We start from the raw sequence: 21,044 nt of genomic DNA, 5'->3' as shown, positions 1-21,044 counted from the left end.
GGCTGCTGTTGCCAATCCTGCTGAGGCTGCTGTTGCCAGTCCTGCTGGGGCTCCTGTTGCCAATCCTGTTGGGGTTGGTCTCCCCGGTGTTCTGTTTGGGAAGGATCAATATTCATAGTGATGCGGTTATGGTACGTAAGGAGCGTTATTCCCGATTATTGTATAAAGTTCTTTCTGAATCCGGCAGTTCGTTTCAGCCATGTCAATGAGTATGATGTTCTGTTTGACAGGTATCATCCGCCTTCCATCCTGTGTTCATTCTCTTTCTTTAAGTGAGAGTCGTAGGAGGTAATGGTAGTGTTCCGGCAGACAGTCTGGATATGCTGGACCTCTTCTAACTTGGTTGCTGTTTCTGAACATTTCGAATAATGGATTAATAGTTGCTGATAAGTGTACAGAAGTGTTTTTTCAGTAGGCCCAAAGTTCCTCTTTGAGATGGTTTGCTTTCCTTTTCCTGTTGGGTATTTCAAATTTATTAAGCCATCCAATCTGTTTAAAGGACTTGTGGTTATATTTTTCTGTCGTCTCTTTCACAGCTGGGAATAAAGAAAAGTCCTTAAAAATGATCATCAGGATGAGGACTATTTTGACAGGAAAAGAGATTAATCTGCTAAAGAACCATTTTTAACGCTTCCGAGTTATAGTATTTTTTTTCAGAGATCTGTTTCTGCAACTCTCTGAGACGTTTTTCATTCTGATCCATGTCGATCTTTTCTTTTTTATATTCTCTAAGAGCTTCATTAATGTCTTGGGCGGCTTCATCCGCACTGGATTTGTCGTCCACTTTTTCCAGAGCACTGACGATTTCCTCCTGCAATTTCATTCTAGGGCCTTTTTGTTCGCAGGAAGTCATTAGGACACTAAGAGACGCCATGCCTATTCCCATAATATAGATATTATTTTTCATCACGTGATGGTTATGAGGTGGAGTATATGTTAATTCTGAAGGGCTTCCTTTAATTTCTCGGAGTTATAATAGTTTTTTTCTTGTAACGTTTTGAGGAGTTTTCTGGATTTGACTTTTGTTTGGAAGTTGTCTTTTTCGTATTTAGCTTTATTGAGGTCGACATCCATTAGTTTTAAGGCTGCATCATCTGCGCTTTCCTCATCTACAACGGATTCAAGAATGGATATTTTTTCTTCCACAAATTTGGTTTCCTTGTCCTTTCTGCATGAAGTAAGGAGAAAGGTTCCTAACAGGAGAGGAGTCAGGAATGGGTATGCAATGGATTTCATCATAAGAGATAATAGTAATGGTTGAGAATTCTTGGTGTTGAAGAGTATTTTTCCTTGGAAAGAAATTGTTATTCTACTGTAAAACCAACAGGTTGCTGTATATTGGGAGAGTTGTTGTTTCCTGCAGATTCCACGCTGAAGCTTGGCATTCCGTCGTTCTCTGGAACGGGACTGACTGTACTGGATTTTCCAGTTTTAGCATTCTTGTGGACGGATCGACCGTTTTTCTTGGTCAAATAAAAGGAAAAAGAGCCACCCCGAAGATAGGAGCGCTGGTCATTGGCTGCATGCCATTTACCGCTGATACTATGGCGATTTCCGGAAATATTCCCTCTATAGGCAACGATAGTACCTGCATTACTCATAGAGGCCATTTTGGCACTTAGGTAGGATTGTCCCAGTGAGGTAAGCTGGAACTCAATCCGCCTGCCGTCGATTCTTCCGCCAATGCTTCCACAGGAGGACGGTTCCATGATTGAGGATGATGGGATGCTCAATTTACCTGAAACAGTTCCGTCCTGATATTCTTTCAGGGTCAATTCGCGTGCCTGCCTGCCGCTTATGCCGGAGACCGTTCCCCGGTAGGTATATTCCGCCACGATGGGAGAGCAGGAGACCGAAAACAGAGCAGCCGTAGCAACTGATAAAATGCAGCACTGTTTTAATGAAATGGGAAATCTGAACATAATATGACCTGTTACGAATATTGTCTCCCTCCGAATGGTTACATTCCGAACATCGCTTGTCTTAGTTCGTAGGAACCATAGTAATCTTTCTGGAATAGCTGCCTTTTTACGGGTTCTTTTTTAAATAGAAGTTTTCCATACTTCTCTGTATCCCACATTTTCTTTTTCTCTTCTTGGGACATAGATTCTTCAAGTTTTTTTGATTCTGCTCGGAGTTTGGTAATCTTCGCTGCTGCTTTATTGGCGCTGGATTGGTCCTTGACGCTTTCCATTTCCGTGATCATGTCTTCCTGCGTGTCCAGGAACTGCTCTGTGGGACTTTTCTGACAGGATGTTGACACAAGAGTCAGGATGACTGCGCATGCTGTGCTGATGGGTTTTGTGAACATATAGGGTTATTTATGCGGATTTAGAATTCGACAGATTTCTTCAGGAATGGTAAAAATATATATAATTGTCTGGCAATAATGTGGTTAAATGTTGATTGCTTTCTCCATATTTCCTTAAGTTGTGCTTTTTCAAAGTTCTTTTAAGGTGTTTAAAATGTTCTCTGTTAGAAAATTTCGTTGACTCCGGATTCTAAATTCGGAGCTGCAATTGATGAAATAAGAGTGCCCAGGCATGTTATTTTCAGTATGATCTTGCAAAATGGACGGAAGATTTGGATCTCATTGCAAAATGAGGAATGAAAGATGGAATTCTATCACTGGATCATGCAGTGCTGGCGATTTTTCAGAAAAACAGTTTTGGGTGTGGTGGAGGCCGTTCAGCGGGTACAAGAATTGTTGCAGGCCAGCAGGAAGCGTGGTAAAAGGCAAAAACAGGCGAGAAAAGACATCCCGCTGTAGAAGAAAGACGGGTACGTTCAAGAGAGGAAGTGGATGTGATCATGGAAGCTCTAGGAGGACAGAAGAAAACAACCAAAGATGATTTTTATTATATAACCCGGCGATTGTTAAGGCGTTGTTCGGAAATCATTCAGAGACCCGTCCGCTTTATTATAGCCTAGGGATGTCGGAGCTAGCTGAAAGAGTCATTGCCACTCGTCTGCAGAGATGTAAGGCGAAGTTGGTATAGGCGGCGTTTTCAGGACAGCCGTGAAATGGAATTGGCACAAGAAAAACTGGTGGTGTATGTGGAGCCGCTGAGGTTAAAGGAAAGTACCATGTCTGTGCTATTCTTGAGAGAAATGTATCGGTTGTTGGTGACGGAGGAATATGCCAATGAGCTGTGTTTGATCACAGTAGGATTCATGTAGTATTGGGTATTCTCTTGGAGGAGGTGAAATACCTGGATATGGGGCAGATCAATCTCCGGAAGAAGGTCCCTTTAAAAGGTGGGACCGCAAGATAGAAGGATTGGCATCATAACGATCATTCCGGTTTTGGGAATCCAGTTGGAAAGAGTCGCGGCCATGAAGTTTGTGGAGGAGCTCGTATTTTTCATGAACTGGCCCGGAGAATGGAGAGCGGTGAAATATCTAGTCGGATGGGACAGAGAAGAAAAGGAGTGGCCCTGATATGTTTTAAGGCATACGTCTGCCAATTACTCCATCAGGAATTCCCATGTACTTCAAATGGAAATGGGATACGCCTTTTCCGATTTATTGAATGGGGATGGCATCACAGAAGTGACGGTGGTCGCTTTCCGGAGGGGCCGTCAAATGAGTTTTTCCTCCATAAAAAATGGCCATCCTTGACTAGGACGGCCATGTATTGACGGGATAGTGTCTTCCGGTGGTTTAGAAGTTGGTGCGGAAGGCGATGTTGTAGCTCCAGCCGGTGAAGCCTTTCTGCTTGCTGGCGTCCGTACCGTTGGAGTGGGCGTATTCGATGCCCGCCATGATTTTGGCCATGTTCGGGTTGCATTCGAAAATGTAGTAATTGACTCCCAGGTACAGGGCCTGCATGCAATCGGACGTGCCGGAATAGGTGGAGTTCTGCGTGTAGCGCTTTTCCCACTTCACGGCGTTGCTGCCCGCCGCCATCTGGTAGCGGAGGACGCCTTCCCAGTTGGGCGTGAATTTATAGGACGGCATGACGGTCACGCCGAAGACGTTTTCAGCCCCGGCTTTCATGCCGATGACGTTGAAGCCCGCCATCACTTCCGTCATCAGGGAGAAGTCCCCCTGGGATCCTTCCCACGTCAGGGCCACCACGTCCTTGGCGCCCGTGCCCTGGTACTTGGACTTGAAGCCGTAGTCATGCAGCTTTTCATACGCCTTGTTCTGGGCGTCGTCCCCCCACTTGGTGAAGTTGTGGGCGTAATCCAGCCACAGACGGCTTTTTTTCAGGAAAACGTCGTTCGACGTATCATAGCTCAGCGTGCCGGTGACAAAGCAGTTGTCCTGGGAGTTGAAGGCGGGTTCAATGCGGTTGTTGAACGTTCCGGTTCCGGTGCCTCCGTTGCCGTTCATCCAGATGCCCGCAGCCCAGCCAAGCTTGTCGTTCTTGTCGGAATTGTTCATCTGGAAGCCGTAGTTGGTTTCCGAGCGGAGCTGGTTGACCAGCATGGAGCGTTCAATGGTCAGGATGGCGGAGGAGGAGGTGCGGTATTCCCCCGTGATGCGCGGCTTTATCTTGCCGAGGGCGTAGGTGACGGGGCCTCCCTTGTATTCCAGATTCAATTCATACAGGGAATAGGTCAGGTCGGAGGTGTCCCAGGTGTTGGTCTTCGCGTTGTAGCTTTCCAGACCGTCCATGCCGCCGATGTTCCAGACGTTGTTGAGTTTGAAGTTGTTCAGGAACTTCATGTTGAACCCGGCGCGGAAGCGGCGCCATTCATCGTTGAAGCGGCGGCCATTGCCTTCCTTTTCACCCATCACGCGCCCTTCGCCGTTCGGGTCAATCCAGTCCAGGCCGTACTGCATGCGCAGGGAGACGTTGAATTCCTGGATGTAGGGATTTTTATGGTCCCGTTCTGCATTGAACCACTTGAAGCGGTCGCCGAGCCACTTGCAGGTGGAAAAACTGTCGCGGGGCAGCAGGACGTCTCCGGTGGAGGCCGTGGAGGGCGTCGTACTGGCAAAGGCGGCGGCTCCGAGGGTCATGATGCCGATGACGGGGAGGGTATAGGTTTTCATATATTTTCTATGGTTGGTGTTGTCTGTGAGAAGGTCTTCCGGGGAAGTGGTTCCTCACGGAGACGTGTTCTGTCTATCAAACCAGCCACAGGGCTGTCCAAGGCTTAAGGGTGACAAAATAGCCACGCCGCCCATGGAAGATTTTACAAGGGAATGCGGAGCCATGCCCTGGCTTCCAGGGCATCCGCGGCGGCGCTTACTTCCGCCTTCCGTTTGCTGGAACCGCGGCCGGAACCGATGGCCTGCCCATGCCAGAAAACGCGGGATTCAAAACGGTTCTCGGAATCCTTCTGTCCTTTTTCCTCCGTTTCATAGGAGGGAGTTTCGGGCAGAAGGTCCTGGAGAATGGCCTGGAGTTCCCCTTTGGGATTGATTTCCTTGGGGTGGCTGGCGGCGGAGTCCAGCGCCTCGTGCAGGACGCGAAGGGCGACGGCCTTGGCCGTTTCATAGTCGGAATCCAGGGACATGGCCCCGAAGACGGATTCAAACGTGTTGGCAATGATGGAGTTTTTGCTTCTTCCTCCGGCTTTTTCCTCCCCCTTTCCCAGGGAAATGTACAAATCCAGGCCCAGGATGAAGCCGTATTTGCCCAGATTGGCGCGGCTGACGGTGCGGGCGCGCAACTGCGTCAGCTCCCCTTCCGGAGACTGGGGCATGTGGTGGTAGAGGTATTGGGTGACGGCCAGCTGGAGGATGGCGTCTCCCAGGAATTCCAGCCGTTCATACGTCCGGCGCGTTTCCGGCTTGCTGTCCGTGCTGGGATGGGTGAGGGCTTGCACAAGCAGGTTCGGATTTTTGAAACGGTACCCCAGTTTGTCTTCCAGCGCGGTGTAGTTCATCCCGGAAATGCTAGGGCCGCCGTGCTGGAAAATCAACTCCAAACGGAGGTCGTTTCCGGCAGAAAGGAGGCGGGCTTCCTCGCGTCATTCCAGCCGTGCAGCGGCTTTGACATATGGCCGGAGAGGTGTAGGATGGTTCACGAAGAAACGTTGAGGAACACCATGAAAAAGATTGATCCAAAGGAGATTCGTGATAACGCCGTGCAATTGATCGGGCACGACTGGATGCTGGTGACGGCGGGAACGCCGGAGCATTTCAATATGATGACGGCCAGCTGGGGAGGCCTGGGCTTTATGTGGAAGAAGCCTGTGGCCTTCGTGGTCATCCGGCCCCAGCGCCATACCTTCGGCTTCATTGAGGCCGGGGAGGAATTCACGCTTTCCTTCTTTGGTCATGAATATCATAAGGCGTTGACTGTTTGCGGCACCACGAGCGGCCGGGATACGGACAAGGTGGCCGCCTCCGGGCTGACCCCCTATGTGACGGAGAACGGCAACGTGAGTTTTATGGAAGCACGGCTGGTGCTGGAATGCCGCAAGCTGTACGCGGAAGCCCTCCGTCCGGAGGCCTTTTTGGACAAGACCATTGTGCCGGAATGGTACGCGGCGGCGGATTTCCACAAAATGTACATTGTGGAGATTCTGAACGCCTGGGTGAAGGAATAGCGCGCGGGGAAATGCCGCGGGGATAGGTTCCGTCCAGACAGGGCTGTCTTCAGCCGTGTTCAGACCGGCTTGAGCGTGGAATCTTCCAGCCGGAAGGCCGGGAGGGGGCACGGGGTATCGTGCAGCCAATCCAGGTGGGTGGTGGTGATGAGGCTTTGGGCGTCCGCCGGAAGCGCGCGCAGGAAGGCTACGCGGCGCGTAGGGTCCAGCTCCCCGAAAACGTCGTCAATCAGGTGGATGGGCGTATGCCCCGTCTCTTCCGTAAGCAGGGATGACTGGGCCAGCTTCATGGAAATGGCGATGGTGCGCTGCTGCCCTTCCGAGGCGAACTGTGCGGCGCTCCTGCCGTTCAGCGTGATGTCCAGATCGTCCCGGTGGGGCCCGTTCTGCGTTTGGCCATATCTGATGTCCCTGTCTACCGCGGCGGACAGGCGTTCATACAGGTCGCCTTCCTCCGAGGCGCGGTAGGTGATGGCGGCTTGTTCATCCCGTCCGCCGATGCTGCGGTAGGCCAGGGTGATATGGGGGGCCAGAAGCGTCAGCAGGCTGGCGCGCAGGTTCCTCAGTTCCGTTCCGTGCAGGGCCAGCTGGCGGGTGTAGGCGTCCAGCTGGAGCTTGTCCCGGTGCCGGTGCTTGAGCAGGTAATTACGCGTTTTCAGCGCTTTCCGGTAGCTGAACAGGGCCAGCCTGTAGCCGGGGTGCCACTGGCTGCCTAGAAAGTCCATGTATTTCCGGCGCGCGTCCGCTCCGGCCTGCACCAGGGAAAGATCGTCATTGCCCATCCAGACCACGGGATAGCTGTCCGCCAGGTAGCTGCGCTGGTCCTTGCGCGGTTCCCCGTTGACGCGGAGGTCCGGTGCGTCCGGGGACCACAGGATGCGCCGGACCTGTCCCGGCAGCTCTCCGCGGATGCCGAAGGCCGGTTTTCCATGGGCCGCCAGGGGCCCGGGGCGTGCAGTGCGCGGGGATTGCAGGCGCAGCAGGAAGCAGACGGCCTCCAGCAGGCTGGTTTTTCCCTGGGCATTGTTTCCCAGGATGATGGCCCCCTGCTGAGGAATCTGCCAGGAGAAGCTTCCGTAACAGCGGAAGTCCATTAATTTCAGCCTGGAGATCATGGGGCCGGAGAAAGGGAATTATTCGGCAGGCAGGGCGCGGATGGCGTCCATGATCCTGTCCGTCAAATGCTGGTACGCCTCTTTTCCCCTGGCATTGAGTTCCGCCGGGGTGAAGGGAATGGGATCCCCGACCGTGACCGTGACGGGACGGAGCTTGGGGAACCGGGCGCCGATGGGGAAGGCCTCATAGGCCCCGCTGATGCGCAGGGGCTGCACGGGAACTTTTGTCTTGCTCAGAATAAGGCCGATGCCCCCCATGCCGTCGTGGATTTCACCGTCAGGCGTACGGGAGCCTTCCGGGAACACGAGCACGCGCTTGCCGGATTTCAGCAGGCGGATAACGTGCTTGAGGCTGGCGGCGTCCGGGTTTTCCTGGTCGATCGGGATGGCCTGGCAGAGGGGAAGGGCCCATTTGAAGATACCCTGGAACAGGGTCTTGCGGGCGAAGAAATAGATGCCCTCTTCATAGGAGATGCCCAGCATGGGAGGGTCCAGGAAGCTCTGGTGGTTGCTGACGATCAGCACGGGACCGTCTTCAATGAGCTTTTCCCGGTTGACGACTTTCCAGGAGAAGAACGCTTTGGAGATGCTTTTGAAGAGCGTGTAGAAAACCCAGTAGAAGGAGTTCATCTGGCGGCGAGTTTTTGTTGAATGTTATCGGTGATGAAACGGACGACCTGGTCGATCGTCATATCTGACGTATCCACCAGCAGGGCGTCCGGAGCCTGGGCCAGCGGGGCGGTGGCGCGGGAGGAATCCTTGCGGTCCCGCTCCGCGATGGAGTCCGTCAGGCCTTCCGCGGCGCGGCGGGCGGCCCTCACTTCCTCGGAGGCGGTGACGAAGTACTTGAACGGCGTGTCCGGAAAGACCACGGTGCCAATGTCCCTGCCTTCCATCACTACGGGTTCCCGGCGGTTGTATTCCCGCTGCCGTTCCACCAGCAGGGAGCGGACTTCCGGAATGGCCGCGATGGTGGAGACGTGGTCGTTGACCTGCTGGCGGGTGAGCTCTTCTCCCAGCACGTGTTCCCGGCACAGGACCACGGAGCGGCTGCCGTCCTTGCCGAAGGAGAGAGGAACGGAGGGCAGGGCTTCCAGCACGGCTGCCGTGTCTTCAGGGTCAATGCCCTGTTCCAGCATGTACCAGGTCACGGCCCGGTACATGGCTCCGGTGTTGATGAACGTGTAGCCGAGGCGGTCCGCGATGAGCCTGGCGACAGTGGATTTTCCGGATGCGGCGGGGCCGTCAATGGCGATGGCTGGATGCATGAGTGTCTTCTGTGTTGGAAATGGAGGCTAAAGCCGCTTGAATTGTAGCTTTGCGGCCCGTGGAAATCAAGACTGCGTTCCGGACGGCACTGCAAAAAGAGATTCACTTTTTCCTGTAAATCCGTTATACAGCCGGACATGGCCCAGCTCAAACACCCGAAGATGGTGGATATCAGAGACATTTTGGATGAAAACACGCGCCTGCCTTCGCTGGTGGCGGCGTCCGCTGAAAAGCTGCTGGGCCTGGAACGCCTGAATAAGGCGTACGACAAGATCGTGCGGGACAAGGAATCCGGCTCTCCGGAAAATTTCTTCCAGCTGGCCGCCAGGCACTTGAATCTCAAGCTGCAGCTGCGCCCGGGGGACTTGGAAAATATTCCCAAGAAGGGGCCGGTGGTTGTGGTCGCCAATCATCCGCATGGCTTGTCGGACGGCATTATGTTCGGGGAACTGCTTACCCGCGTGAGGGATGACGTCCGCATTCTGGCCAACGAACAGCTTTCTCTGTGCCGGGAACTGGAACCCTGGCTGATCAAGGTGGACGTGTACGAGGATGAGAATGCCAAGCGCAAGAATCTTTCCGGTCTGCGCAAGATGATTGCCTGGCTGCGGAAAGGCGGCGTGCTTGGTATTTTCCCCGCCGGAACGGCCTCCAGCTTTTCCCTGGCCCACAAGAGGGTGACGGACGATCCCTGGAACACGAACATCGCCGCCATTATCCGCATGACGAAGGCGACGGTGGTTCCCGTGCATTTCCCGGGACGCAACAGCCTGCTGTTCCAGGGCGTTTCCCTGATTAACCGCAAGGCCCGTGTGGCCTTCCTCCCCCGTGAAGTAGGCCGGGACGGCCGCCGTACGCACCGCATCGTGGTGGGCAAGCCCATCCCGTTCAGCCAGCTGGGGCAGTATGATTCCGACGAAGCCTTGGTTTCCCATCTGCGCCTGCGCACCTACCTGCTGGGCAAGAGTTATGAAAAGAGCCGCCGGCCCCATGTGCATAAAAAAGACCGGAAAGGGAAGATGTCTGCATTGATCCCCCCCGTGTCCGTGCAGGACATGCAGGAGGAGATTGACGCGCTGCCCCCGGAGTGCCTGCACGCTCGCCAGGAAAACGGGGACTGGGACGTGTACGTGGCGGACGCCCTGCAAATCCCCCATATCCTGATTGAAATAGGGCGCCTGCGGGAATACACCTTCCGCCAGGTGGGGGAAGGCTCCGGCAAAGCGTGCGACCTGGACGTGTATGACAACCATTACAAGCACCTGTTCCTGTGGGACAGAACCCACCGGAAGCTTGTGGGCGCCTACCGCATGGGGGAGACGGATAAGATCCTGGCCCGCTACGGTGTGAAAGGACTGTATAACGGGGAATATTTCTCCTTTACCCCGGCCGCCCTGCGGGTGCTGAACCGTTCGCTGGAAATGGGGCGCGCCTTCATCGTGCCGGAGTACCAGAAAAGGCCGCTGGCCCTCGGGTTCATCTGGGAGGGCATCGGCCAGTTCATGGCCCGCAACCACCATTACCGCTACCTGTTCGGAACGGTGAGCATTTCCCGCGATTACACCAATCTTTCCCGCGCCCTCATTGTTTCCTACCTGAAAGCGCATGAAATGGACCGCGAGCTGGTGCATGAGGTGAAGGCTTACAATCCGCCCCGCAAGGCGGACCTGAAGAGGTCGGAATCCTGCATCCTGCCCATCGGCCTGACGGACGCCCAGGGGCTTTCCCAGCTGGTGGCGGACATTGAAGAGGACGGCAAGGGAATTCCCGTGCTTTTGCGCCAGTACCTCAAGCTGAACGGAAAAATCCTGTCTTTCAGCGTGGACAAGCATTTTGGCGATGTGCTGGACTGCCTGATCCTGGTGGATATTTTCAAATCTCCGGAACGCTCCATCAAGCGCTACCTGGGCAAGGACACGTATGAACAGCTTCTGCCTTACATGCAGCAGGAGAGGGAGGCGGAGAAAGCGGAGAAATAATTCAGCAGGCGCCTTTTACCGGATTCCCTCCCGCGGTTTTCCGCCTCCGGCTAGTTGAAATGCCTGTAGCCCGCCGGAAGGGCGGAGGAGGTTTCCGCAGTCATTTCCCCGATGACGGTCAGAGGCGTTTCCGGAAAATGTTCCGCCGCCAGTTGTGCAACCCGGTCGCGGTCACCGGGGCGGAAGGTCATCAGCAATTCGTAATCCTCCCCGTCTCCCACTGCCTGCGCCGCAGTGAATCCTTGCCGTATGGGAAGGAGTTCTTCTTGAATGCGGAATCCCAGTCCGGAAGCGGACGCCAGACGTGGAAGGTCGGTTCCCAGCCCGTCGGAGAGGTCCATCATGGCGGTAACCAGGCCGGAGGCGGCCAGAATGCCGCCTTCCCTGACGCGGGGAATGAAGGAAAGGTGGTGCCCGGTGGGGAAACTCCCGCCAAGGACGCCTGTGACGGCTACCAGGTCCCCCGGGCGTGCCGTGCTGCGCAGGATGGCTTTTCCTTCCGGAACCTCCCCGGTCAGGGCCACGCTGATGATCAGGCCGTCTTCAGGCAGTCCGGAGCTTTCCCCGCCTGCGATGCTGATGCCGAACTGCTGCGCCAGCCGTCCCATGCCCCGGTAAATTCCTTCCACCTGGGAGACGGGGCGGTCTGCATGCACCAGCAGGGTTACCAGTGCGTGGAGGGGCGTGCCCCCCATGGCCCCTATGTCGGAAACGGCCCGCGCCAGGGCTTTTCTGCCGATCAATTCGGGGTCCGTGCCGGGCAGGAAGTGCAGGCCTTCCACCACGCAGTCCGTTTTCAGGAGCAGCTGGTGGTTGCCGGAGCTCCGCGCCACGGCGCAGTCGTCCCCCGGTCCCGTAACCAGGGCGGCGTTGGAGGGCATGAGGGGCCGGAGCCGCGCCACCAGTGCGTCCTCCCCCGTCTGCCGGATGGTGGGATCAGGAGCCATAAGGGAGAAGAACGCCGGGATACAGGATGTTGATAAGGGTGGCGGTGTTAAAAATGCAGTGGGCGATGATGGGCGTCCAGATGGTGCCCGTGTATTCGTACAGCAGCACCAGCATGGCGCCGAAGACCGCCAGGGGAATGAACGGCACGAGGCTGACGTGGATGATGCCGAAGAGCAGGGATGTGGTGATGAGGGCGAACCAGGCTCCCGTGTACTTTTTCATGATGGGATACAGGTAGCCGCGGAAGATAAGCTCCTCCACCAGCGGGGCCGCGATGGCGGCGCTGAAGCAGATGACCGTAATCAGGGGAAGATCGCTGGAATGCCGCAGCACGGAGACGATGGATTGCTCCGCCGGGGCGTGCGTGATTTGTTCAATCCACTGGAACAGGCCCGCCCTGTCCAGGAGGAAGTGGATGACCAGCACCAGCAGATAGCCCGCGGCAGGGGCGTAAAGCAGGGCTTTCAGGGAATGTTTTTTCAGCTGGAGGGCCTCCATCCTGCCCGTATGGAACATGCGCACCAGCAGGACAAAGGCCAGGATGAGATTCAGGCAGGTGCCGTTGAAAATCTTGTAGCCGTCCAGCTCCATGTTGGTGGTAGTGGGGGGGGCGGAAGCCCCGGGAGGCGTGGCCGCCGCCATCAGGGCTCCCATGCTGAAGTACAGGACGATGATGCCGCACATGGCGAGGTCCAGCATGTCCAGATGGTCCACGGGAATGCGCCATTTGACGGGGCGCCGGATATCCGGCGCGTGTGCCTGGCGGAAAATGCCTATTGCCACGGCGGTGAACATGGCGGCAATCAGGGCGGAAGAGAACAGGGTAATCAGCTGGTCCGTTAATTCATTCATGGAACATGTATGCGTGGAATAAGGTGCTCTTCCGGATCGCCACGCCGGAAAAAGGGCTCCTGCTTCTTTAGTGAAAACACGGTAATTTTCCAGCAGAAAGTGAGATATCGGCCCGCGAGCGCCAAAAAAAATCATGGAGAGAGGGAATGAATACTTTTCAAGGAAAGGCAGGCATGCTACGTTTCCAACGGATTATTGCCATGAATATTCAACCCAAAATCACGCCTATACTGGATCCCGGCTTCGTGCCGGCCGTTCTTTGGAATCAAGCCTTTGAAGCCAAAGCCGCCGCCGATCCCTCTTCCCATCAAGTGGACATCGCCCTGACCCGCAATGACGGGACCTGCTTCCGCTGGTCCGGCAAGCTTCTTCCCCATACCGGGGAAAATGTTGCCCTGAATGAGACCTATGTGGAACGAATCGTGAAATTCCTGCTGTGGCAGAAGGGCGGCAATATCATCCTTGTCGCCGGGGATGACGCCATTGCGGACATGCTGGCCTCCCGCTACTGCAAGGGCGGCGCCCGCGAATTTGACTGGGACTTCATCGGCAAGAAGATTTACGGCTCCCCGATTGAAGTGAAGAAGGTGTCCGTGGAAGAACTGCCTGAGGAATACTCCGGCTCCATGACCCTGGGCCGCAATCTGGACGGCTACCGCATCGGCTTTGACCTGGGCGGTTCCGACCGCAAGTGCGCCGCTGTGGTGAACGGAGAAGTGGTGTATTCCGAAGAAGTGGTCTGGGACCCCTACTTCCAGAAGGACCCCCAGTACCATATTGAAGGCATCCAGGACTCCCTGGAGCGCGCCGCCGCCCATCTTCCCCGCGTAGACGCCATCGGCGGTTCCTCCGCCGGCGTGATCATCAACAGCGAAGTGCGCACCTCTTCCCTGTTCCGCGGCGTCAGCCAGGAAGACATTGAAAAAACCCTCGGCAAGGTATTCCGCACCCTCCAGAAGGAAAAGTGGAATAACATTCCCTTTGAAGTGGTGAATGACGGTGAAGTGACCGCTCTTGCCGGAGCCATGGGCATGAATGACAACGCCGTACTGGGCGTGGCCATGGGCACTTCCGAAGCCGCCGGCTACGTGGACCCGGAAGGCCACATCAAGCCCTGGCTGAACGAACTGGCTTTCGCTCCCGTGGATTATTCCGAAGAAGGCGGCGTGGACGAATGGTCCAAGGATATGGGCGTAGGCGCCCTTTACTTCTCCCAGCAGGCCGTGGCCCGCCTGGCTCCCCGCGCCGGGTTCCAGTTTGAAGGCATGCCCTTCCCGGAACAGCTCAAGAAGGTTCAGGCCGCCATGGCGGAAGGCGACGAACGCGCCCGCAAGATTTATGAAACCATCGGCGTGCACTTTGGCTATGCCATCGCCCACTACGCCAGGTTTTATGACATCCGCAACCTGCTCTTCCTGGGCCGGGTGGCTTCCGGAGACGGCGGTCAGATCATCATTGACAAGGCGGAAGAAGTGCTGCGCACCGAATTCCCCGAGCTGAAAATCCAGCTTCGCGTGCCGGATGAAAAGACCAAGCGCCACGGCCAGGCCGTAGCGGCCGCTTCTCTGCCGGCCCTTGCCTGACAGGCGGAATGAAATTTGCGGGAGGGGCCCTGTCCGGGGTCCCTCCTTGCTCTTATCCGGAGGGAGCTTGTTACCGGATGCGCCGAAGGATTTTTCCGGCGCCGGATTTCCTTCTCCCTTCTTTTCCTTTCCGCTCCTCCTGCGTTCATGAATCCCCAGCAAGACCAAATCATTGATTGCCCGGAATGCGGGCAGCCCATGGACGTCTCCCAGCTGCCGCCGTATGCCAATGCCATCTGCCCCGGCTGCCAGGCGCTGACGCGCGTGAAGACGCGCATGGGCCCCTACCGGATCACCGGCAAGCTGGGGAAGGGGGGCATGAGCGTGGTGTACCGGGCGGAAGACACCGTGCTGGGGCGTGAAGTGGCCCTGAAGGTGCTGAATGACACCTACGCCGGGGATGCCCTGCGCAGTGAACGCTTTGAACGGGAAGCCCAAATCATGGCCCGGGTTTCTCATGAAAACCTGGTGCAGATTTATGCCGTGGGGAGGGACCAGGGCCTTTTTTACATCGCCATGGAGCTGGTGGAGGGCGCTGGCCTGGATTCCCTGATTACCGCAGAGGAACGCGTGCCGGAAGACAAGGTGCTGCGCCTGACGCTGGATATTGTGCGCGGGCTGGATGCCGCGTGGAATGCGGGCCTCATGCACCGGGACATCAAGCCTGCCAACATTCTCCAGTCTCCCGACGGAGTCGCCAAGATCGTGGACTTCGGCCTGTCCCTGCTGCAAAGTGAATCCGACGTGGAGCGGGAAATATGGGTTACCCCCTATTATGCCGCTCCGGAAACGCTGCTGCGGGGAGAGGAGGATTTCCGGACGGACATGTATGCACTGGGAGCCACCATGTACCATTTGCTGGTGGGCGCTCCTCCGCGCGTGGACGCTTCCCAGTCCTCCGATGTCCTCCTGGAAACCAAGAAAAATCTTCCTCCCCTGGAGCAGGTGGTGAACGACATTTCCCCGATGACCTGCTTCATCGTGGACAAGCTGATGGCTTTCCACAAGGAGGACAGGTTTTCCTCTTATCCTGAATTGATGGATGCCGTGGAGCAGGCCTTGGAGGAAGATGTCCGGGCCATGCAGGACGGCCTCACCTGGGCGGAACGGCGCGCTGCGGAAATGCGCCGCACCCGGCGCAGGAAATGCCGCATCATCGTTGCTTCCTCTGTTGCCTCCGTTGTCGTGCTGGGGCTTGGTATCTGGGGCTGGGCCGCATGGCAGCAGGGAAAGGGCGGCTCCAGGGGAACGCCCCCTCCGGCGCTTCCTCCCACCGCGGGAAAGGGAACGACCGTGGAGGACATGGATGCGGCGGAATCCCGGCTGGAGCGCAGCATCCGCTTCGGCAACCTGTTTAATGAAGCCCAGGAATCCCTGAACCGGGGGGATCTGGTGAGGGCCGCCGCCATGTTCGGTGATCTGGCGGACCAGCCGGACTGCCCTCTTTCCACTTCTCTCTGGGCCGGTTTGAACCAGGTCCTGTGCATGTGGGTGCGCGGCCAGTTCCCGGAAGGAGTGGAACGGCTGGAAAAACTGGGCAAAAAAGTGGAAGGCTGCAAGGATCCTGCGGAATTGGAACGCTCCCGGGACGTAGGCAACCTGGTCATGTATCTGAGCTCCGGGGACTGGTCTTCCAGAATGCCGGGTCTGCGTTCCAACTCCGATTTAGCCATTCATTACTATGTGGGCATGGCGTTGAAATCCTGGTACTTTGCCGGAAAATGGCCGGAATACGGCGCTTTTCTGGAGCAGGTGGCCTCTGGCGCCGCTGACGACCAGGAGAAGAATATTCGTGAGCTGGCTTCCGCGTGGCTTAGCAATCTGAAAGAATACACGGCTCAATACGAACGCCTGAAACGTCTCCAGGACATGCCGGAAAAGACGGTGGCGGAGGTGGTGGCCAAACGCTCCGCCGTTGATTTTCTGCGGGAACAGATGATGACTGGGGAAGTTGCCTCCATGCCTCCGGCCTACGCTGCGCTGGAGGGAATGCTGGACCATTTGAGGATGCAGTATCAGACGGCGCGGGACTGGGAGGCTGAAGAAGCCGCAAGGATGGCCAAAATAAGGGAGGAGGAGGAAAGGAAAAAAGCACGGGAGGAGGAAGAGAAGAGGGAAGCCCTGCTGGCCCAGCAATCCAGAAGCTACGAAGACGTTTGCCGGGAAGCGGACGCCGTCATGAAGAAAACCGGTGATTATGAGAAGGTTTCCGCTGCTTATGGCGCGGCGGAGCAGGTCATTGCTTCTCCCGCCGTCAAGGCCAGGCTGACCGTGCGGCGGGAAATGACGGACCAGATGCTGCCGCTGTTCACCCGCATGGAAAAAATTCTGCCGGGGCTGCTGGAAAAGAAGCCCGGAAAGCCCCTGGCGCTGAAAGACGGCACCAAGGTACGCCTGACGGGAATAAAGGATCATCTGCTGACGGTGGAGCCGCAGGACAGCCGGGAAGGCAGCGGCGCGTACCAGGTCAGCTGGGATGAACTGCCGTTTAATTCCCTGTATGCGCTGGCGCGGGAGTGCCGCCAGAAGCAGCCTGCGGATTTTGTCCCCCTCTCGGATACGTATTCCAAGCCCCTGCTTATTTTCGGCAGTCTGACGGAGACCATTTCCCCCACCCAGAAGGAAAACGTGCTGCTCCAGATGGACCGTGCCTTCATTGAAAAATGGAACCTGTGGATGGGGGCGCTGGAGAAGGCGGAGGAACAGCCGGAAGATGGTGAAAAATCAATTTGATTTCCGGTAGGGAATGTAGTACGCGGAAAGCAATGAATTGATGCTGATGAAAGCGTTTTTTATTCTTGCCGCGTGCCTTTCTCTTTTTCCCATAACCGGCTGGTCCTTTGATGCCGACGGCCCTGTCCGGGAAACCGGATATGACATCCTTGGAGGCCGGGTGCGGTTTTCCTTCTGGAAGGACGGCTATTGGGAAGCGGAGTATAGGATAGATGCTTTCGGAATCACCTTGGCTTGTGATAATGAAACCGGCCTCGTATCATATAGTGGAGATGAATGGATAAAGTATGCGGCGCCCGGCGGCTGGACGGTAACTTTCCGCGGTTCAGATGCCGTGTTCAGCAAAGACGGTCATGAGCCTGTCCGGTTCAAAGTGCCTAACGCCAATCCCTGCGGAAAAATTGTAGTGGATGACGCTTCCGGCCGCGCCTTGGTAGGCATTCAAACGGACAGCGCCACCGTGTTGACCAAGTTATTTGACCTCAAGACCGGGAAAGCCGTGGATGTTGACGTGTCGCCTTTGGAAAACAGAATAGATTCCGACTGGCCTAAACCGCAGCGGACGGACGAGTTCATTGGGCATTGGATCTGGCAGGGCGGCATGTGGAAAGCGGAAGAAAAGAAACCGGGCTTCGCGACCGGGACGCCTTATCATGCGGGAAGGCTGGGCGACTTCCAGTATACGCTTTACATAACGTTTTCCATGGATCTCAGACAGCCCTGGCCGGAGGAGGGCGGAAAGGCCGTGCTGACGGTGGGAAAGTCCCGGCTGGAAAAAGAGCCCTATGCCGATTTTGCAGGAAAGTCGCCGCAATGAAGTAAAACTTGCTTGCCTAAGATACTTTGGACGGGTCTCACAGCCGTATGAAACTGATTGGCTTTCTAACGCTGGTTTGGACGGCCGGCTTCCTTTCCTCCTGCGGGTGCAACGGCCATAAACACGCGGACTTCGCGCTGAAGGACTGCAAGCCCACTTCCAGTAAGCAATTCCTTTAACCTTCCCCTCTGTTTGGCCGAGATCGTGCATCCTTATGAAACCACCCTGTCTATCATGAAAAAAATCCTTATTTTTACCGCGCTTTTTTCGCTTCTTTGGCCGTCCGCCTGGTCCGTTGAGACTTCCGGACCGCCGCAACCCTACTATTCCCACGTGTTGCCCGGAGGCTGGACCGTTTCTTTTTTCGGTTCCCAGCTGGTGGATTCCACGGATGAGGTTGTATTCTGCCGGAAAGACCGGGAAGTGGCCCGTTTCAAAGTGCCTTCCGGTAATTCTCGCGGCGCGATCGTCGTGGATAAAATTTCCGGACGCGTGGTCATGGGCATTCAGATGGACGGTGCCACTTTTGCATTAAAAATGTGTGACTTGGAAACCAATCGCACCGTGGACATTGACATGTCCGTTCTTCTGGACACGATAGATGCCGAGTTTCCTGAGCCGGGGCCAGACGATTATATCGGGCATTGCGTGGTGCAGCGCAGCGCGTTGAAACTGGAAGATGGAAAAGTCTTGGGAACGGCCCGGGAATCAGGCACCTTGGGCGATATGCATTATGATCTGTACGTACCTTTCTCCATTAATATCAGGCAGCCCTGGCCGGAGGCCGGGAGGAAAGCCGTGATGACCGTAGGGAAAGCTTCCCTGGAAGGGCCTCCTGATCCCGATCCGGCAGGGAAAGCACCGCGTATGAAGTAAAATTTACTTGCTTCCGGAGTCTTGTGCAGGTCTCATGACTGCATGAAACTGATCAGCTTTCTGACGCTGGCATGTGTAGCTGGCTTCCTCTCTTCCTGCGGGTGTGACTGCCATAAACACGCGGACTTTGCGCTGAAGGACTATAATCCCACCTCCAGCAAGCAGTTCCGTTAACCGTTTCCTATGTTTGAAATCCGTGAAAAGCCGGAAATGGTGGAACGGGCGATGCTCGTTTCCATTTATTTCGATCCTTCCGAGGCCGAGGAAAAGCAGGCCATGCTGGACGAACTGGAAGACCTGGTCTCCAACCTCGGCATCGGCATTGTGGGCAAACATCTCGTCAAATCCCGTGACGTGCACGCCAAATTCCTGTGCGGCACCGGTAAGGCCCAGGAGGTGAAGCAGCTGGCGCTGGACTGCCGTGCGGATTGCGTGGTGTTTGACAACATGCTCTCCCCCTCCCAGCAGCGCGAATGGGAACGGCTGATTGACGAATGCGTGATTGACCGGGAAGAAGTCATTCTGGACATTTTTGCCCGGCGCGCCCGCACGCGAGAAGCCACCCTCCAGGTGGAATTGGCCCGCATGCAGTACTCGCTGCCCCGCATGGCCCGCATGTGGAACCACCTGGACCGCCAGGGTGGCGGTTCCGGAGGCGGGAAGGGCGGCGGCGGAGCCGCCAGGGGAGAGGGTGAAAAACAGATTGAGGTGGACCGCCGCCTGGCACGTGCCAGGATTGAGGCCATCCAGAAAGAGCTGGCCCTGGTCATCAGGCAGCGCGCCACGCAGCGCAAGGAACGGGAGCGCCAGGCGATTGCCACCGCCGCCATTGTGGGATACACCAACGCGGGGAAATCTTCCCTGCTTTCCCTGGTGTCCGGTTCGGAAGTCATGGCGAAGGATATGCTTTTTGCCACCCTGGACACGACGACCCGGAAAATAGAGCTTCCCCACGGTCAGCCTCTTCTGCTGACGGATACCGTGGGTTTTATCCGCAACCTTCCCCACCGTCTGGTGGAAGCCTTCAAGTCAACGCTGGAGGAAGCCGTGCTGGCGGATTTTCTGATCCAGGTGGTGGATGCTTCCGATGCGGAAGCCGTGCGCCATTACGAAACCACCCTGGAAGTGCTGGGCGAGCTGGGAGCGGGGGACAAGCCCATGATCGTGGTTCTGAACAAGGTGGACCTTGTCCCGGAAGAAAAGCGCCACACACTGGAAACCCTGCTGCAACCACACTTCAACGGCAGGGTGGTGCCCATGTCCGTGCAGGAGGGGCAGGGCGCGGAAGACCTGTTGAACGCGTGTGTGAAAATGCTGGAAAGCCGTGTCAGGCGTGCCCGGTTCCTGATTCCCTATACCCGGAGTGACTTGGTGGCCGCCATGCACAGTGAAGGGAAGGTTCTCTCCACGGAGTATGTGGAGGAAGGCACTCTGATGGAAGCCGTGCTTCCTGTGGCGTTCTATAATAAGATCAGCCAGTTTCTGGCGAAGGATTGATCTGCTGCCTCTTGCAAGGAAACTATGCAGTCATCTGAAAGGAATTCCTCCTTTCTTCTTGAATTCTATATGTTGGATATATTATAAATAATATTATGATAAGTAAGTTATGGTGTATTGTTTTGCTTGGGGTGATGTCGTGGTGCACGGTGGAGGGGCAAACCCTGCCTCCGGATGCTCAAAAACTGAAGGAACAATATGAAGGCCTCGTTTCATTGATGGATCGGAAATACATGGTGTCCAAATTGGAAGCTTACCGCGGTGCCATGAACAAATATGCCGCGCAGAATAATTTTGCGGCAGCGGCAGAACTGCAGAAGGTCGTGACGGATCTGGAGGCCCACCTGTCCGACAAGGAATTTAAAGCCAGGGACGAACTGCTCCGGATGGAGAAGGTTTCTCCGGAGGTGGTCAAGCAGATGAAGGCGCTTCAGGATGAAGTGGCAGGGAAAAAGATGAAAGAGAGGAAAAAAATGGATAAGGTGTACTTGGACAGCCTGCTTAAAATTCAGAAAAAGTACGGAAATTTGAAAAAGATGAATGAAGCCCTGCAGATTCAAAAGGAGATATCCTCACTTCGCACCATGGCCGCGTTTGTCGGAAAATGGAGATCGGTTAAGGGAAATGCGCCTTCCGTGAATGAATTTCTTTACTTGAATGATGATTATTCCGCCTTTCTCACCAAGGATGGAAAAGAGGTTGCCTGGCTGGGGTACAAATCATTCAGGGTCTCTCCGGAGATAGCGAATGCCGTTGAATTGGTGAACGGCAAGGGAAAATGCGTCGGGACGCTCAAAATGCTTTCCAATTATGAAATTGAGTCGACAACTGGTTGGAAGCTGCGCAGGGTGGATTCCGGAAAATAG

General features: G+C 55.7%; 21 protein-coding genes. 10 read left to right on the top strand and 11 right to left on the bottom strand.

The window, feature by feature from the left end:
• A partial coding sequence (locus LIO64_RS04590) for a hypothetical protein (protein WP_290548272.1) occupies window positions 1-209 on the top strand: 209 nt, incomplete at its 5' end.
• 401 nt (window positions 210-610) lie between these two features.
• Here LIO64_RS04590 and LIO64_RS04585 read toward each other — a convergent pair.
• The 6 genes from LIO64_RS04585 to rnc form a co-directional block, all read right to left on the bottom strand.
• The gene (locus LIO64_RS04585; RefSeq protein ID WP_290548271.1) at window positions 611-910 is read right to left on the bottom strand and encodes a hypothetical protein; all 300 of its coding nucleotides are present in this window, start codon (window positions 908-910) and stop codon (window positions 611-613) included.
• Window positions 911-936: 26 nt separating this feature from the next.
• Window positions 937-1,239, bottom strand: coding sequence for a hypothetical protein (locus LIO64_RS04580; protein WP_290548270.1), 303 nt, complete (start codon window positions 1,237-1,239; stop codon window positions 937-939).
• A 65-nt stretch (window positions 1,240-1,304) separates the two neighbouring features.
• Entirely contained in the window at window positions 1,305-1,922 is a 618-nt protein-coding gene (locus LIO64_RS04575; protein ID WP_290548269.1) for a hypothetical protein, read from the bottom strand.
• Window positions 1,923-1,960: 38 nt separating this feature from the next.
• Window positions 1,961-2,311 carry a hypothetical protein gene (locus LIO64_RS04570; RefSeq protein ID WP_290548268.1) on the bottom strand — a complete coding sequence of 117 codons (351 nt, stop codon included), beginning with the start codon at window positions 2,309-2,311 and terminating at the stop codon, window positions 1,961-1,963.
• 1,352 nt (window positions 2,312-3,663) lie between these two features.
• Window positions 3,664-5,004: a hypothetical protein gene (locus tag LIO64_RS04565; RefSeq protein ID WP_290548267.1), complete on the bottom strand. Its 1,341-nt coding sequence runs from the start codon at window positions 5,002-5,004 to the stop codon at window positions 3,664-3,666.
• A 143-nt stretch (window positions 5,005-5,147) separates the two neighbouring features.
• Entirely contained in the window at window positions 5,148-5,843 is a 696-nt protein-coding gene (rnc, locus tag LIO64_RS04560) for a ribonuclease III (RefSeq protein ID WP_290548266.1), read from the bottom strand.
• Between the two features lie 162 nt (window positions 5,844-6,005).
• Between rnc and LIO64_RS04555 the strand changes: the two genes are divergently transcribed.
• Complete coding sequence (locus LIO64_RS04555; RefSeq protein WP_290548265.1) at window positions 6,006-6,509, top strand: flavin reductase; 504 nt, start codon at window positions 6,006-6,008, stop codon at window positions 6,507-6,509.
• 59 nt (window positions 6,510-6,568) lie between these two features.
• Here the strand turns inward: LIO64_RS04555 and recF are convergent, their stop codons facing one another.
• Genes recF through cmk form a run of 3 tightly spaced genes read right to left on the bottom strand, consistent with a single transcriptional unit; the run spans window position 6,569 to window position 8,892 of the window.
• Entirely contained in the window at window positions 6,569-7,624 is a 1,056-nt protein-coding gene (gene recF, locus LIO64_RS04550; RefSeq protein WP_290548264.1) for a DNA replication and repair protein RecF, read from the bottom strand.
• An 18-nt stretch (window positions 7,625-7,642) separates the two neighbouring features.
• Entirely contained in the window at window positions 7,643-8,254 is a 612-nt protein-coding gene (locus tag LIO64_RS04545; RefSeq protein ID WP_290548263.1) for a lysophospholipid acyltransferase family protein, read from the bottom strand.
• On the bottom strand, window positions 8,251-8,892 hold the full coding sequence (cmk, locus tag LIO64_RS04540) for a (d)CMP kinase (RefSeq protein ID WP_290548262.1): 642 nt from the start codon (window positions 8,890-8,892) through the stop codon (window positions 8,251-8,253). Before cmk ends, LIO64_RS04545 begins: the two co-directional genes overlap by 4 nt.
• Window positions 8,893-9,030: 138 nt before the next feature.
• On the opposite strand from cmk, the gene LIO64_RS04535 reads away from it, so the two are divergent.
• Window positions 9,031-10,872 (top strand): lysophospholipid acyltransferase family protein, encoded by a 1,842-nt coding sequence (locus LIO64_RS04535; RefSeq protein ID WP_290548261.1) that lies wholly within the window; start codon window positions 9,031-9,033, stop codon window positions 10,870-10,872.
• A 50-nt stretch (window positions 10,873-10,922) separates the two neighbouring features.
• On the opposite strand, the gene thiL is transcribed toward LIO64_RS04535, so the two are convergent.
• Together thiL and LIO64_RS04525 are read right to left on the bottom strand one after the other, a co-directional pair.
• Window positions 10,923-11,819 (bottom strand): thiamine-phosphate kinase, encoded by an 897-nt coding sequence (thiL, locus tag LIO64_RS04530; RefSeq protein ID WP_290548260.1) that lies wholly within the window; start codon window positions 11,817-11,819, stop codon window positions 10,923-10,925.
• Window positions 11,809-12,672 carry a type II CAAX endopeptidase family protein gene (locus LIO64_RS04525; protein WP_290548259.1) on the bottom strand — a complete coding sequence of 288 codons (864 nt, stop codon included), beginning with the start codon at window positions 12,670-12,672 and terminating at the stop codon, window positions 11,809-11,811. Before LIO64_RS04525 ends, thiL begins: the two co-directional genes overlap by 11 nt.
• Window positions 12,673-12,872: 200 nt before the next feature.
• On the opposite strand from LIO64_RS04525, the gene LIO64_RS04520 reads away from it, so the two are divergent.
• The 7 genes from LIO64_RS04520 to LIO64_RS04490 all read left to right on the top strand — a co-directional run bounded on the left by LIO64_RS04520 (window position 12,873) and on the right by LIO64_RS04490 (window position 21,044).
• Entirely contained in the window at window positions 12,873-14,255 is a 1,383-nt protein-coding gene (locus LIO64_RS04520; RefSeq protein WP_290548258.1) for an ROK family protein, read from the top strand.
• Between the two features lie 147 nt (window positions 14,256-14,402).
• Window positions 14,403-16,988 carry a serine/threonine-protein kinase gene (locus LIO64_RS04515; RefSeq protein ID WP_290548257.1) on the top strand — a complete coding sequence of 862 codons (2,586 nt, stop codon included), beginning with the start codon at window positions 14,403-14,405 and terminating at the stop codon, window positions 16,986-16,988.
• Window positions 16,989-17,034: 46 nt separating this feature from the next.
• Window positions 17,035-17,805: a hypothetical protein gene (locus tag LIO64_RS04510; protein WP_290548256.1), complete on the top strand. Its 771-nt coding sequence runs from the start codon at window positions 17,035-17,037 to the stop codon at window positions 17,803-17,805.
• Between the two features lie 234 nt (window positions 17,806-18,039).
• Window positions 18,040-18,681: a hypothetical protein gene (locus tag LIO64_RS04505; protein WP_290548255.1), complete on the top strand. Its 642-nt coding sequence runs from the start codon at window positions 18,040-18,042 to the stop codon at window positions 18,679-18,681.
• A 42-nt stretch (window positions 18,682-18,723) separates the two neighbouring features.
• Complete coding sequence (locus LIO64_RS04500) at window positions 18,724-18,855, top strand: hypothetical protein (RefSeq protein WP_290548254.1); 132 nt, start codon at window positions 18,724-18,726, stop codon at window positions 18,853-18,855.
• A 9-nt stretch (window positions 18,856-18,864) separates the two neighbouring features.
• Window positions 18,865-20,178 carry a GTPase HflX gene (gene hflX, locus LIO64_RS04495; RefSeq protein ID WP_290548253.1) on the top strand — a complete coding sequence of 438 codons (1,314 nt, stop codon included), beginning with the start codon at window positions 18,865-18,867 and terminating at the stop codon, window positions 20,176-20,178.
• A gap of 95 nt (window positions 20,179-20,273) precedes the next feature.
• Window positions 20,274-21,044, top strand: coding sequence for a hypothetical protein (locus LIO64_RS04490; RefSeq protein WP_290548252.1), 771 nt, complete (start codon window positions 20,274-20,276; stop codon window positions 21,042-21,044).

The sequence above is a fragment of the Akkermansia sp. genome (assembly GCF_020860705.1).
Lineage (GTDB): Bacteria > Verrucomicrobiota > Verrucomicrobiia > Verrucomicrobiales > Akkermansiaceae > Akkermansia.
This window is presented reverse-complemented; position numbering and strand designations above follow the sequence as displayed.

Bases quoted from the DNA above. Each gene is read 5' to 3' on its own strand.
- cmk (WP_290548262.1), bottom strand. From the start codon at position 8,892: ATGCATCCAGCCATCGCCATTGACGGCCCCGCCGCATCCGGAAAATCC.
- LIO64_RS04520 (WP_290548258.1), top strand. From the start codon at position 12,873: ATGAATATTCAACCCAAAATCACGCCTATACTGGATCCCGGCTTCGTG.
- LIO64_RS04510 (WP_290548256.1), top strand. From the start codon at position 17,035: ATGAAAGCGTTTTTTATTCTTGCCGCGTGCCTTTCTCTTTTTCCCATA.
- thiL (WP_290548260.1), bottom strand. From the start codon at position 11,819: ATGGCTCCTGATCCCACCATCCGGCAGACGGGGGAGGACGCACTGGTG.
- LIO64_RS04535 (WP_290548261.1), top strand. From the start codon at position 9,031: ATGGCCCAGCTCAAACACCCGAAGATGGTGGATATCAGAGACATTTTG.
- LIO64_RS04570 (WP_290548268.1), bottom strand. From the start codon at position 2,311: ATGTTCACAAAACCCATCAGCACAGCATGCGCAGTCATCCTGACTCTT.
- rnc (WP_290548266.1), bottom strand. From the start codon at position 5,843: ATGAACTACACCGCGCTGGAAGACAAACTGGGGTACCGTTTCAAAAAT.
- recF (WP_290548264.1), bottom strand. From the start codon at position 7,624: ATGATCTCCAGGCTGAAATTAATGGACTTCCGCTGTTACGGAAGCTTC.
- LIO64_RS04545 (WP_290548263.1), bottom strand. From the start codon at position 8,254: ATGAACTCCTTCTACTGGGTTTTCTACACGCTCTTCAAAAGCATCTCC.
- LIO64_RS04580 (WP_290548270.1), bottom strand. From the start codon at position 1,239: ATGATGAAATCCATTGCATACCCATTCCTGACTCCTCTCCTGTTAGGA.
- LIO64_RS04575 (WP_290548269.1), bottom strand. From the start codon at position 1,922: ATGTTCAGATTTCCCATTTCATTAAAACAGTGCTGCATTTTATCAGTT.
- LIO64_RS04525 (WP_290548259.1), bottom strand. From the start codon at position 12,672: ATGAATGAATTAACGGACCAGCTGATTACCCTGTTCTCTTCCGCCCTG.
- LIO64_RS04505 (WP_290548255.1), top strand. From the start codon at position 18,040: ATGAAAAAAATCCTTATTTTTACCGCGCTTTTTTCGCTTCTTTGGCCG.
- LIO64_RS04500 (WP_290548254.1), top strand. From the start codon at position 18,724: ATGAAACTGATCAGCTTTCTGACGCTGGCATGTGTAGCTGGCTTCCTC.
- LIO64_RS04555 (WP_290548265.1), top strand. From the start codon at position 6,006: ATGAAAAAGATTGATCCAAAGGAGATTCGTGATAACGCCGTGCAATTG.
- LIO64_RS04490 (WP_290548252.1), top strand. From the start codon at position 20,274: ATGATAAGTAAGTTATGGTGTATTGTTTTGCTTGGGGTGATGTCGTGG.
- LIO64_RS04565 (WP_290548267.1), bottom strand. From the start codon at position 5,004: ATGAAAACCTATACCCTCCCCGTCATCGGCATCATGACCCTCGGAGCC.
- LIO64_RS04515 (WP_290548257.1), top strand. From the start codon at position 14,403: ATGAATCCCCAGCAAGACCAAATCATTGATTGCCCGGAATGCGGGCAG.
- hflX (WP_290548253.1), top strand. From the start codon at position 18,865: ATGTTTGAAATCCGTGAAAAGCCGGAAATGGTGGAACGGGCGATGCTC.